A 12,548-nucleotide genomic window follows, 5' to 3' on the forward strand; every position below is an offset into this window, starting at 1 on the left:
AGACAAGGCGGCGAAGCGCCGCAAGAAGCACCTCAGCGTCGCAACGAGCGGCGACGAGCCTGGCGATGAGCCGAAGGCCCTTTCCGAATGCGACGTCAAATCGAACATCAAGTCCATTCCGGGCGTGGCATGTGCCCAATAGGACCACGCTTTCGAAGGAAAAAAACGTGTCAAATATTGTATGTGAACGTGACACGGACTGCAGGCGAAAGTCTTTGCGCGCACCGTCGTCGATTTTCGTTCCGAACACAAATAGCGGGGCGCAGTTGCCTTGGTATACTATCTACCCAACAATACAGGAGTTTTCTCCAGAAATCGGCGCCCACACTTATGAGCAATGGCTGAGAAGCCAGGGAACTGATGACGCTGTCTCGCTCTATCTCCACATTCCATTCTGCCGCTCGATGTGCTGGTATTGTGGTTTTCCGACTAGCATCACTCGTCGGGACACTTTGATAACCGATTATCTAGCAATGCTGCGCGAGGAAATCCGCCTGGTCGCCGAGCAAGTGCCGCAGGCACTCTCCGTGGGTGACGTGCACTTTGGCGGCGGATCCCCGACCATTATGCCATCGGCAGACTTCCTGTCGCTAATGGAACTCCTGCGCGGCCGTTTTGCGCTTGAGCGAGGTGCAACCATTGCCGTTGAGGTCGACCCGCGCACGTTCACCACCGATATGGCCGAAGCCCTAGAAAGAACCGGTGTGAATCGCGCAAGCGTCGGTGTGCAGAGCTTCGATCCCGTCGTACAAAAAGCGATCAACCGGATTCAGAGCGAGGCGCAAGTGATGACCGCCGTCGAAAACCTCCGCCTGTATGGGGTCAGGCGTATCAATTTCGACTTGATGTTCGGTTTGCCGAACCAAACCGTCCAGTCCTGTCTCGAGAGCGCTATGTTAGCTATTGCGATGCGTCCCGACCGCCTCGCGGTTTTCGGTTATTCCCACGTTCCATCTTTTCGAAAAAATCAGCGCTTGATTGACACAGCAGCACTGCCCGATATAGCCGCGCGAGCTGAGCAGGCCTCAGCCATGGCCGATACGTTAGTTGCAGCAGGCTATCTGCAAATTGGTCTCGACCATTTTGCTTTGCCGGATGACGAGCTTGCAATAGCACAGAGAGCTGGTCGTCTGCGCCGAAATTCGCTTGGTTACTCTGCCGAAACCTGCTCAACTGTCATCGGTTTGGGCGCGTCCGCCATTGGTCGTTGCGGCGACGGTTACGTTCAAAACGATCTCACGCAAAGCTGTTATAACCGGCACATAGCATCCGGCCGCTTGGCGATCTCAAGGGGCTACCGTTTAGCTACCGAGGATCGCGTAAGAGCTGCAATCATCGAACAGCTCATGTGCTACTTGGAGGCGGACATATCAGCAATCTGTACGGCTCAGGGATTTGATCAGACCCATCTAGTGAGTTCAGCTAAGCAGCTAGAGATTCTGGCTGAGGATGGGATCGTTGAGTTTGACAACGGTTTAGTCCGTGTGCGGCACGAACGTCGCTCTGCCCTTCGCCATGTCGCTGCCGCGTTCGATGCTTATCTTGGCCGCCAGCCGATCTAGACTGGCAAACGGAGGACCTTGGAGTGATCACTTAATCGAGCTCGAGTTCGTCGAGATGTTAGGCAGGAGGCAAGCCCCCAATTGCTCGATTTTAAATCGATCGCTGAATTCGCAGTCCATGGCATGTGTCGGTCTCGATCGCGTCACAGTTCAGCTCTCGCCACTGGCAAAGAAATCCGCCGTCAAATATCGTGAAAGGTCTGGCGCAGCACGGCTTCACCGGCTCGGTTGCGCGCGCCAACTTGAAGCAGGCGACACCTTCGTTCAAAACGGACCAGACGCCCGGACAGTTCAGCTTGACGCCACCAATGCGGCTTCGATTGCGCAGGCGGCGGAGACGCGCATCCAGGAAACCTGCGGCAGGCTCGATGTTCACGGTGGCGATCGAGCGCGGTTAAATGCCTAGAACATGGCCTAAACACTCTTGTCGTTGATCTCGACGAAATGGGACCGTGTTCGGACCCCAATTATTTGTCCTTGCCGTACACAGGTGATGCTGCCGCTGGCTCCACTACATGCCCAGGGCGACAGGTTGTTGCACTGCGACAGGTCACCGTTCAAACCGCTCCAGCATTGTTCTCAACTGCGCGTTTTGCAGCCTTAGCTTTCTGGCTAGCTGCCTCCTGAGCACCCTGATGTCTTCGTCGAGGCTCATCTGGTCCGCAGTGTGAACTGCCGGGGCAGCGTTTGCAATCGCGGCTGATGCCTTCTTACGCGGGGCGACCTCGAGAGTTCGCTCGAGCCTCGTAGCATCGTGCCCAGCGGCGATGTCGGTACTAAGCCCGCCGAATGGAGGTGGATCGGCCGCCTCAACGTTTTTGGCATCTTGGCCTTCGACCTGATCGTGGCCACCGATTCCGACTTCCTTAGAAACAACAAACTCGGTGGAAATTGCAGGAGAATGGCCGTGACGGGGAGGCCCCTCGCTTGCCGGTCGAACGGCGCTTATCAGGCTCTTCTCGGCAGGCGTTTCGGTCGGACCGGCAATGGCCAATGTGTCCGGCGTAACCTTCTGGTCCGAGCCGTTTTCTCGCTTTTGTTCGCGACCCGGTGAGATCAGTCGGGCAAGAAGTTTCCAGGGAGACGCCATCTATCCGACCTCGCGTTTTATCCCGCAAGCAGGCAGTGAGTTTGGGGTCCGGCAACAGCATTACCGTTGCCGAATTGTTTGTCTCGATAAGAATGTAGATCCGGTCGCTTATTGACCGGCTGCTTATATCAATCGAGCTTGAGCCGTTTGCGCAGATCTTCATTTTCAGCGCGAAGTTTTCCAGCAAGAAGCTTGCGCAGCCGCTGATTTTCCTCTTCCAACTGCAAAAGGTCTGCCATTTCATCGCTCGCCGTCATCGGGGCAGCCGGCGCTGCCTGCACAGCCTTTGGAGCACGGCGCACAGGTGCGCGTTTGGCGCTCGCCGTGGCTTCGATAGCCTTTGTCTTGCGCCCTCTCCTCTTCACACCACCGTCCCCGGCCAGCGCAGCTGCCGGCTCTGCCGTAGCGTCAGCTAACGCGGTCTCGAGTGCCGCGACTTTTTTGGCGCGCGGTTTGCGCTGTTTCTTCGGCGCATTAGGCGTTTCGACAACGGTCTGTCCATCGACCTTGGTTGTCGTATTAGTCTCGTCGGCCATGCTCATCTCCTGTGTATCTGATGCAGTTGTCGACGGCCCGAGAGGCGCTGTCAACAACTGCTCGGCCTGATCTTGTTCCGGCAAAGACATTTCGCTGTCGGGTTTGCCACTCTGAGAGCTACCTGACAGAAAAGGCAATGCCTCTTCCTCTAGATCGCGCGCGACTGACTTTAGATCCACATTGCCCCAGATCGAGTTCGATCTGGCATCAAGTTTTCGCCTGCCGTTCTTGTACTCGACGGCAAAACTGCGTTGCACTTTTTTCAATATAAGAGGCCTTGGAGAATCCACGGGGTGGCTGATGTTATGCTGGAACAGCACGAATAGCGCCTACCGGACTACCAGTCTATACCCACGGTCTAGCCTGAGGCCAATTTTTTAGCGCCGCATTATTTTTTGGAGTTACCGCGGCCTCTGCCGATTTATCGTCCCGGTCCCTAAAGTGGTGAAGGAGCCGCGCACCAACCCAGGCTTCTCCTTCGTCGGCTGGCGCTTCAAAGACCAGATGCTGCGCACTTACGCCGGGGAAAATGTTGAAGCGCTTGGCCCACGTTTCGCGGCACTCGCAGCGGCGGTGCTGACCAAGACCGAACGCAGTTTCCTTGCAGCTAGCGCCGCCATTAGGCTCATTGATGTGCCGAGACGAACATGCGGCTTGGCTTTGTCGGCTGAAACAAGAGTAGCGAAGGAGTGTTGCTTTTATGACAAGACACGAGGAGTTTGTCGGTCGAATGTCACAGGCGGATCTGCCTTGCACACGGCCGCCATAGAGAGAAGGATGGGGTCGCCGCTCGCTTCACTGCTGAGTCACGCCATCGTTTTCGTGAATGCATTCCATCCAAACAATCGATTTTACTGATCGAAACGGTTGCCATTAGAAGACGCTGAAGAAGCGTTTTGTAAAAGCCGTAATTCGGAGTTCTTAAAATGGGTCCTCGGGTGCCGTGGAGACTGTGCTGGGAAAACGAGATGAGGCAGTCGGTCTGCTGCCTGGTCTCGATCGTTATCTTGCGCTCGACGTGATCGGGTAGAATCTTGGTCGTTGCTTCTCGACGTTTCAGTGGGCTCTCACGGGACGCACTTTTGCCCCGGTCGATGCCGCCTCCTATTCGTCTTCACCGCGCGCTGGTCATCTTTCTACTGCTTCCCCTTCTAGCGTTTGTTGCAGATCGGTTCTCACGCCGTGGGCGCCGTTCGACGTGATTATCAATGGCGGCCCCACCGCGTGGGAGCTGAGTTCGGTGCTGGCGCATATGCGAATGACGGAGGCCGGCGGCGGAATTCTGTGTGCTATGCCTCGGAGCCAACGCAGGCGCACTCGCCGCTGCAAGGATACGGTCTGCGACCTTTGCAGCGACCACCAAACGTCGTTGTGGCTGTCGGGCGGAAAGATGAAGGACTGGGTAATGTGGATACGTTACGCGGCGTTACTGCCGCAAATGCTTCGGTCTGGGGCTCTGTTAGCGCCGATTGTCGGCAATCTCACCGATCCGGTCACGATCTGATTTCGGCTTCGACCCGTGAGCTCTAGCTGCACTGTCAAGCGCCACCCTATGAAACTGCGAAAGCCGGTGGCCAGACCAGAGCGACCTACCTTTCGAAACGAACTGGAGAGCAACATGCTGTGTCTAGGGCTCAGTGGCGGTCTAAGCAGAGTCTACGAAAATTCGTTCGATCTACCGAACACCTTTATGCACGATGGGGCTGCGGTTCTCGTTCGCGACGGGCGAGTGATAGCGGCGGTCGAGGAGGAGCGCCTTAACCGGACAAGCACTCCAACAAGTTACCAACGCGTTCGATTCAATATTGCCTCGCATCTGCAGGTGTTCACCTGAGCGACATCGACCGCATCGCGTATTATGCGACCGAGGCCTATTGCAACGCTGTGCTCGAGCGCGTGCGCCTCTCTCACCCAAGTACCCCAATACCGGACGCGAGACTGTTGTTGTGCGGATTACTCGGGCAAGAATTTGGTGCCGAAATTGATCCCTCACGTGTGTCGTTCGTGAGCCACCATATGTCGCACGCGGTGAGCTCGTTTTTCATGTCGGGCTTCGAGCGAAGTTTGGTCCTCTCAATTGACGGCGGTGGAGACTTTCTTTCGGGGCTTTTGGCGATTGGTTCCAGCACGGAGATTGAGCCACTCGTGACATTTCCGGAGAATGATTCTCTAGGGCTGCTATACTTGGAAACGATCCGCTACCTAGGTTATGGCGCGTTCGATGAATATAAGATCATGGGTCTGGCACCTTACGGCAATCCCGCTTCGTACCGCGAGATCTTCGAACAATTTTACGAACTCCTAGACGACGGTGGTTATCGGGTCCATCTCGACCGAGTTGGTCCTACGTTGCTCAGTAACATTCAAATACGCCAGAAAGGCATGCCGTTCACGCAGCAGCATAAAGATGTGAGTGCTTCACTGCAGGAAGCACTGGAACGGATCGTGTTCCACGTCCTACGGCATTACACCAAGGTTACGGGCATCGAACGACTGTGTTTGGCCGGAGGAGTGGCTCACAACTGCACTTTGAATGGCAAGCTGCTGTACTCGGGGATGTTTGACGACATCTTCGTGCAACCGGCTGCCCATGACGCTGGCTGCGCACTAGGCGCCGCATTGATGGCGTCTCATGATCTGGGGCATCCGGCACCTCGTGAGCGTTTGCAAAACGTCTATTGGGGACCCGACCTGGAGAGCGAAGGAAGCGTGGAGGAGGAACTTTTTGCTTGGGGCCAGCATCTCGAAATTGAACGGAGTGATGACGTGACAGGCAAAGCAGCCGATTGGATTGCGGATGGCGCCGTGATCGCCTGGGTGCAGGGGCGTTCGGAGTTCGGTCCACGGGCGCTAGGCAACCGGAGTATTCTTGCTGATCCGAGGCCGGCGTCAAACAAGGATCGAATTAATATGATGGTCAAGAAGCGGGAAGGCTACCGCCCATTTGCTCCCTCGGTATTGGAGGAGGACGCCGTGGAATTTTTTGATCTGCCAGGTACCTTGCGCAAATTTCCTTTTATGAATTTCGTAGTGTCTGTGCGCGAACCCAAGCGTAGTTCGCTAGGCGCCATCACGCACGTAGATGGTACGGCTCGTTTGCAGACAGTGTCACGCGAGACAAATCCCGCATATTGGGAGCTAATCAATGCTTTCGGGAAGCGAACCGGCGTTCCGATCTTGCTCAACACGTCGTTTAACAACAACGCCGAGCCGGTAGTGGATTCGGTTAGGGATGCCGTAACGACTTTTTTGACGACCGACCTGGATGCACTTGTCATCGGTCCATTTCTCGTCAAGAAGCGAATCTCAACGATGGAGGAGTGGAATAAACTAGCAGTTTCCTTGCCACCTTACGCAAGTCTCCATCAGGCGCGTGCATATTCCACCCTGGATCGGCAAGAGACTGTATGTGAGATCCGCACAGGCGCCTCCAGCCTGCAGGCCGTGCGTATTTCACCGGGGTTGTTTGAACAGCTAATTAGGATTGAGGGAGAAGCCCTGGTTGGCGACATTTTGGATGGAATCGCGCCTGTTTCAGGTAGTCGTGAGACTTTCCTAAATGAACTTCGGCAGATTTGGGAGCAGCGTTGCATATGCTTAAGCCCGGTACGTGGCCGCAAATCACAGGTATCCGTCCCCGCTGAGGCCTCGGTGACTAGTGGGCTTTCAGCATAGCTTGGGGTCGCTTCGTTACGCCAAACAAACTCGCGAATAACAAAGCCCGCGACCGACAATGCGCCGTGCCCACCTAATCGCACGGCGACGCGTCAACAACCATGTCGAAAGAAGGGCCAAATGGCTCGGTATTTCAGTGATATCCTGCCCGAGCTCGTTCAGCAGGGGCACTTCGAAAAGTTAAGGAGACTGTGATGGATCCGGTGTGTGAGTTAAACGTACATCGACAGATCGTTTCGCTTCTCGATAAGCCTAACCCTGTAATCTTTGACATTGGGTGCAATGACGGAAGCGATGCTCAACGCTTTCTGCGCCTTCTTCCGAGCGCCCAGCTCTATTGCTTTGAGCCAGACCCCAGAGCCGCTGCACGCTTCAAGGAGAAAATGGGTTCTGATCGGGATCGGATGAGGCTATCCGAGGTTGCGATCAGCGACCGAAACGGGATGATCGAGTTTCATCCCAGCAATGGCAATGACAGCGCTAAGGAATGGGATCTCTCGGGCTCGATACGCCGTCCCAAGAACCATCTTTCTGAGTACGAGTGGGTTCGGTTTGACCCTCCGATTTCGGTTGAGACTAGGAGGCTGGATGACTGGTGCAGCGAAGCTGGCCTAGAGAATATAGATCTCATCTGGATGGATGTGCAGGGAGCCGAGGCCGACGTTATTGCCGGTGGCAATCAGATCCTGATGAGAACGCGTTACATATATACTGAGGATAGTGATCATGAGCTTTATGAAGGCCAGCTTCCCCTGCGCGCCATTCTTGAGCTCTTACCTTCCTTCCAGATGGTAGTTGAGTATCCCCGAGGAGTGGAGGGTGACGTTTTGCTTAAAAACACAAGCCTATAGCCGGTTCCCTTTTTGGGATTCAAGAACCGCGCCGAGTTTGCCGGAGGCTTCAACTCATGAGAGATTGGAGCCGATATGAGCAAGACAACGAACAAATTCTCGCCTGAAGTCCGTGAGCGTGCCATCCGCATGGTGCTGGATCACGAAGCCGAGCACCCCGCGCGGTGGGCTGCCGCTTCATCTATCGCGGCCCAGATCGGCTGCTCGCCGGCCACGCACGCTACACGAATGGGTGAAGAAGACCGAGGTCGATAGCGGTAAGCGAGCAGGCCGGCCGAACGATGTCGCCGAGATTATGAAGGCTCTTGAGCGGGAGAGCCGCGAGCTTCGTCAGGCCAACGAGATTCTGCGCAAAGCGTCGGCGTATTTTGCCCAGGCGAAACCTGCCACCGGAAAAGACGCTCGACAGCTTTGATTTTGATGCAGTCCCTATGGTCTCCAAGGCCCAGGTCATGGCCATTGCCGCTGGCGACAGCTGGGTCGCGAAAGGTGCCAATATCCTCATGTTCGGTCCGCCGGGCGGCGGAAAGAGCCATCTCGCCGCGGCCCTCGACCTCGCGCTGATCGAGAACGGTTGCGGGTGCTGTTCACTCGCACGACCAACCTCGTCCAGAAACTGCAGGTCGTACCGCGTGAACTCCAGATCGAATCCGCCGTCGCAAAGCTCGACAAGTTCGATCTGCTTATCCTCGACGACCTGGCCTACGTCACTAGGACCAGGCCGAAACCCGCGTGCTCTTCGAACTCATCTCCCAAGATATGAGCGGCGCTCCATCATCATCACCGCCAATCAGCCCTTTGGAGAATGGAACCGAGTCTTTCCGGACCCGGCCATGACGCTTGCCGCGGTGGACCGACTTGTTCATCACGCTACGATCATTCGAAATGAACGTCGAAAGCTAATGGCGACGTTCCGCGATGGAAGCCAAACGTGGTCGACCCAGCTGGCTTGCGGCCATTACCTCTATCTCATTGCAAAACGATGACACTGAAACGTCAGGAATCCGGTCTTCTCCATACAAGGCAGCCGATCGAACAAAATGTCGTAGCCTGACGGGAGACGCAGGGGTGTCCCTCCCGCACGCGGCGCCCTTTGCTATCCCGGATGAAGGGGATGGCGGCAACGACATGCGCAAGCCCACTGAGGATAGAAGGACTGGGTGAAAAGGCGCCCCTGAAAACAGTGGGTTTGGCGACACTTGTTGGTTCGGGCAGGCAAGACGTCGTCTACATGCATCAAATGGATGACTCGCATTTAAACAATAGATTTCACCAATTTTCGCGGATGCTCCATAGACGGCCGTCTCCACTCCACCGGGTATGATCCGTTGAAAGGCTCTCAACCAATCCAACAACGCCTGTAGCCCCGAAGCACTGGCGGCGGGAATGGCATCAATCCTACCTGGTATCGCCTGGCCTTAGCCGAAGAAAGGAAACGTCTCATGAAGGTTATTGGTTACTACGTCATCGTTGCAGCGTTGCTCGCATTGACATTGCGGGCCGGGCCGTCACTTGCAGCAGATGATCGTAACCAAGATTGTGGCCCGGCGGCAAGTGACCCCCGCGCAAACCTGAATGGTGCTGACAAAGCCCATTCAGCGGAGCACACTCAAGACTTCAATTGCCAAGATACTCCTGCCGAAGAAGGTGAGTGCTACGAGTGCGTCTTACCCCCCGAAGTACATATTGAAGGCGCCGAAGTGATCGACGTCGCAGACCGAAACTTTTATCCTCGGAAAACACTGCTACTCGCCAGAATGATCAGGCACCACTGAATCGTGTCGGTTGAAGGTAGCAGTAAGACCATCAAAGCCACGGCGGCTGGAACATCGATACTTTCTCAATTTTAGGCGACCCTTTGCTTGCTGATCTCTCGTGGCGCCGCACTGCGAGACCAAGCCTTTTCACCTTTTATCTCGCCACCTCGCTATGGATGAAGACATGCGGTTCAAGGGCCTTGATCTGAATCTCCTCGTCGCACTCGACGCCTTGATGACCGAGCGTAACCTCACGGCGGCAGCGCGCAGCATCAACTTGAGCCAACCGGCCATGAGCGCGGCCGTCGGCAGGTTACGCACCTATTTCAATGACGACCTTTTTACCATGGTCGGTCGCGAACCCGTTCCAACCCCGCGTGCGGAGCGGCTCGCGCCTTCGGTCCGCGAGGCTCTGCTTCACATCCAGGTTTCGATCATATCCTGGGATCCGTTTTGCCCTGCTCAATCGGATCGCTGCTTCAGAGTCATTCTTTCCGATTACGCCGCACTCGTTTTTTTTGAAAAGGTCGTGACGCGTGTCGCCCGAGAAGCGCCCGCCGTCAGCTTCGAGTTGCTGCCGATCGCCGATAACTACGATGATTACTTGCGGCGCGGTGACGCCGATTTTCTCATCTTTCCGGAATTGCTCATGTCGCGCGCACAGTAACCGCCCGATTGTGGCCGCCTGTTGGAAATAGCCGCGCTTATTTATGACCCGTCTATAACGACGTCGTTAGCGACGTGTTTTAGGCGAGGCCTGCGATGCGCGTGGAAATTCTCGGCGATGAACGTCGCCGACGTTGGAGTGATGAGAGCAAACTGGAGATCGTGCTGTCGGTGGGGTTCGATGGCGCGTCGGTGACTGAGGTAGCGCGCCGGTATTCGGTCACGCGGCAGCAGATTTATACCTGGCGGCGTGAGTTGCGGAAGAAGGGCCTGCTGTTGCCACCGCCGACCCCAGTGTTTCTGCCGCTGGACATGCCGCCCCCTGGAGACAACGAAGAGGCTCGGACTGACGATGGCATGCAGGTTTTGCCTGCGATGATGGAGTTGCAATTGCGCTGCGGACGAAACCTTCGCTTCAGCGGCGATGTTGACGTGGTTGCTCTGAAGCGCCTGATCCGGGCAATCGAGGCGGTATGATCGGGCCTGGGACAGGTGTTCGGGTTTACCTTGCCTGCGGTGTCACGGACATGCGCAAGGGGATCGAGGGGCTGGCTGTTCTTGCCCAGGATGTGCTGCGCCAGAAGCCGACGGGAGGTGCGGTCTTCGCGTTTCGCGGGAGGCGGGGCGACCGTTTGAAGCTTTTGTATTTTGACGGTCAGGGGTTCTGCCTTTATTATAAAATCCTGCAGAAAGGGCGGTTTCCATGGCCGTCGGCAGTAGATGGGGCAGCCCGGTTGACGTCTGCTCAACTGGCGATGCTCTGGGAAGGGATTGATTGGCGGCGGCCGGACTGGGGTGCTCCCCCGGCCCGCGTTAGTTGATTTATCCCACTGAATCTGCGTGTTTTTATGGATGTTGGCTCTGACCTGTGGTAGTCAGGTTCATGTCGAGCGCGAGCCAAAATCTTCCCGATGATCCGGCCTTCCTGAAGGCAATGATCGCTGCGCTTGAGGCGAAAAACGCGAAGATGTCGGCGACCCTGCAGGCGCATGACCAGTTGATCCAATCGCTGCGGCTGCGCATCGCCAGGCTGAAGAAACATGGCTTCGGCAAATCGTCGGAAAAGATCGAGCGGGAAATCCAGCAGTTGGAACTGGCGCTGGAGGACCTGATGATTGCCGCCTCGGAAAGCAGCACCGACCCGCTCACCGAGGTCGAGGAAGCGGTGCCTGCCGTGTCTGAGGCAATCATGCCGGAAAAGACCATGCGCCGCCGTCCGCGCGTGTCCGACAAGGCCGCTCGCGAGCACAGGGAACTCGATCCGGGTACGTGCTGCCCCGCCTGCGGTGGCGAACTGCGGCTTGTCGGCGAAGACGTCAGCAAAATCCTCGACATGATCGCCGCGCAGATGAAGGTCATCGAAATCGCCCGGCTGAAGAAGTCCTGCCGCTGTTGCGAGAAGATGGTGCAATTACCCGCGCCCAGCCGTCCCATACCGGGCAGCATGGCGGGCGCTGGACTGCTCGCTTACATCCTGGTCTCGAAGTTCGACGACCATTTGCCGCTCTATCGCCTGAACGAAATCTTCGCCCGCATGGGCGCTGATATCCCCGACAGCACGTTGGTTGATTGGTGTGGCCGCGCCATGCGGGTGCTCCTGCCGCTGATCGAGTTGATTGAAACCGCGATCATGAGCAGCGACCTTCTCCACGCCGACGACACGCCGATCCGGGTTCTGGATCGTTCTCTGCGCGACAAGGGGCTGGGGAAAGGGGTGAAGAAGGGCAGGCTCTGGACCTATGTCCGGGACCAACGCCCATGGGCGGGCACAGCTCCGCCCGGTGCGGTCTACTATTTTGCTCCCGACTGGAAGGAAGAGCACGTTCACCGTCACCTCAAGCAGGCGAGCGGCATCCTTCAGGCGGACGGCTACAAAGGATATACGAAGTTATATGAGGCCGGAACGGACGGGAAACGCCGCTTCCGGGAGGCTTCATGTTGGGCTCATTGGCGGCGCGACTTCCACGATATCTGGACCTCGAACAAATCCGAGATTGCGCGCGAGGCTCTCGACCGTATCGGCGCGCTTTACGACATCGAGCGCGGCATTGCAGGCAAGTCTGCCGATATCCGTCTTGCCACGCGCCAGAAGCACAGCAAGGGGAAGGTCGAAGCATTGCGCGTCTGGGCCGAAGCGCAACTGACCCGTATCCCCGGCAAGAGCGATCTGGCGGGCGCTTTCCGGTATGGCCTGAGCAGGTGGTCCTCATTCTGCCTGTTCCTGGAAGACGGCCGTGTTGCAATCGATAACAACGCTGCAGAGCGGGCGTTGCGTCCGATAGGGAGACGTGTTTCATTATGCACCCCTTCGTTAAGTGTATGTAAACATTGGAAGCGTGTCCGCGTCCACATCGCGCAACGGGCGACCTTTCCGGGCAATCGCCGCTTTGACCGGCTCGGACGTCAAATC

General features: G+C 56.6%; 10 protein-coding genes and 5 pseudogenes. 12 read left to right on the plus strand and 3 right to left on the minus strand.

Going from position 1 to position 12,548, the window contains the following annotated elements; genetic code table 11:
- Positions 1–127 (plus strand): annotated as a pseudogene (locus tag EFQ99_RS34425) (nitrogenase); the annotation flags it as partial.
- A gap of 88 nt (positions 128–215) precedes the next feature.
- On the plus strand, positions 216–1,562 hold the full coding sequence (gene hemN, locus EFQ99_RS34430) for an oxygen-independent coproporphyrinogen III oxidase (RefSeq protein WP_096765067.1): 1,347 nt from the start codon (positions 216–218) through the stop codon (positions 1,560–1,562).
- Positions 1,563–1,653: 91 nt separating this feature from the next.
- On the opposite strand, the gene EFQ99_RS35330 is transcribed toward hemN, so the two are convergent.
- The 3 genes from EFQ99_RS35330 to EFQ99_RS34440 form a co-directional block, all read right to left on the minus strand.
- Entirely contained in the window at positions 1,654–1,938 is a 285-nt protein-coding gene (locus EFQ99_RS35330; protein ID WP_010065539.1) for a hypothetical protein, read from the minus strand.
- 174 nt (positions 1,939–2,112) lie between these two features.
- Positions 2,113–2,652, minus strand: coding sequence for a hypothetical protein (locus EFQ99_RS34435; protein WP_004679185.1), 540 nt, complete (start codon positions 2,650–2,652; stop codon positions 2,113–2,115).
- 128 nt (positions 2,653–2,780) lie between these two features.
- On the minus strand, positions 2,781–3,455 hold the full coding sequence (locus EFQ99_RS34440) for an MreC domain-containing protein (RefSeq protein ID WP_029875595.1): 675 nt from the start codon (positions 3,453–3,455) through the stop codon (positions 2,781–2,783).
- Positions 3,456–3,630: 175 nt separating this feature from the next.
- Between EFQ99_RS34440 and EFQ99_RS34445 the strand changes: the two genes are divergently transcribed.
- From EFQ99_RS34445 to tnpC, 10 genes and pseudogenes are all read left to right on the plus strand, one after another.
- The gene (locus EFQ99_RS34445) at positions 3,631–4,047 is read left to right on the plus strand and encodes a hypothetical protein (RefSeq protein ID WP_011053452.1); all 417 of its coding nucleotides are present in this window, start codon (positions 3,631–3,633) and stop codon (positions 4,045–4,047) included.
- Positions 4,048–4,807: 760 nt separating this feature from the next.
- A pseudogene (locus tag EFQ99_RS34455) lies at positions 4,808–6,864 on the plus strand (carbamoyltransferase family protein).
- Positions 6,865–7,058: 194 nt separating this feature from the next.
- Positions 7,059–7,715, plus strand: a complete 657-nt coding sequence (locus EFQ99_RS34460; RefSeq protein WP_012489572.1) for an FkbM family methyltransferase — start codon at positions 7,059–7,061, stop codon at positions 7,713–7,715.
- Positions 7,716–7,790: 75 nt separating this feature from the next.
- Positions 7,791–8,085, plus strand: a pseudogene (locus EFQ99_RS34465) (transposase); the annotation flags it as partial.
- Positions 8,072–8,615, plus strand: a pseudogene (gene istB / locus EFQ99_RS34470) (IS21-like element helper ATPase IstB); the annotation flags it as partial. The pseudogenes EFQ99_RS34465 and istB, both read left to right, overlap by 14 nt.
- A gap of 542 nt (positions 8,616–9,157) precedes the next feature.
- On the plus strand, positions 9,158–9,490 hold the full coding sequence (nolE, locus tag EFQ99_RS34475; protein ID WP_012489573.1) for a nodulation protein NolE: 333 nt from the start codon (positions 9,158–9,160) through the stop codon (positions 9,488–9,490).
- A 166-nt stretch (positions 9,491–9,656) separates the two neighbouring features.
- Positions 9,657–10,133 (plus strand): annotated as a pseudogene (nodD1, locus tag EFQ99_RS34480) (transcriptional regulator NodD1); the annotation flags it as partial.
- A 101-nt stretch (positions 10,134–10,234) separates the two neighbouring features.
- Positions 10,235–10,615, plus strand: a complete 381-nt coding sequence (tnpA, locus tag EFQ99_RS34485; RefSeq protein WP_097603725.1) for an IS66-like element accessory protein TnpA — start codon at positions 10,235–10,237, stop codon at positions 10,613–10,615.
- Positions 10,612–10,959 carry an IS66 family insertion sequence element accessory protein TnpB gene (gene tnpB / locus EFQ99_RS34490; protein ID WP_097603726.1) on the plus strand — a complete coding sequence of 116 codons (348 nt, stop codon included), beginning with the start codon at positions 10,612–10,614 and terminating at the stop codon, positions 10,957–10,959. Before tnpA ends, tnpB begins: the two co-directional genes overlap by 4 nt.
- A 62-nt stretch (positions 10,960–11,021) precedes the next feature.
- On the plus strand, positions 11,022–12,548 hold a 1,527-nt coding region (gene tnpC, locus EFQ99_RS34495; RefSeq protein ID WP_245441638.1), incomplete at its 3' end, for an IS66 family transposase.

This window comes from Rhizobium vallis, from assembly GCF_003985155.1.
Taxonomy (GTDB): domain Bacteria; phylum Pseudomonadota; class Alphaproteobacteria; order Rhizobiales; family Rhizobiaceae; genus Rhizobium; species Rhizobium vallis.

What these genes read in the sequence shown, in the direction of transcription:
- EFQ99_RS34435 (WP_004679185.1), bottom strand. Translation starts at nt 2,652, where the DNA reads ATGGCGTCTCCCTGGAAACTTCTTGCCCGACTGATCTCACCGGGTCGC.
- EFQ99_RS34460 (WP_012489572.1), top strand. Translation starts at nt 7,059, where the DNA reads ATGGATCCGGTGTGTGAGTTAAACGTACATCGACAGATCGTTTCGCTT.
- nolE (WP_012489573.1), top strand. Translation starts at nt 9,158, where the DNA reads ATGAAGGTTATTGGTTACTACGTCATCGTTGCAGCGTTGCTCGCATTG.
- tnpA (WP_097603725.1), top strand. Translation starts at nt 10,235, where the DNA reads ATGCGCGTGGAAATTCTCGGCGATGAACGTCGCCGACGTTGGAGTGAT.
- tnpB (WP_097603726.1), top strand. Translation starts at nt 10,612, where the DNA reads ATGATCGGGCCTGGGACAGGTGTTCGGGTTTACCTTGCCTGCGGTGTC.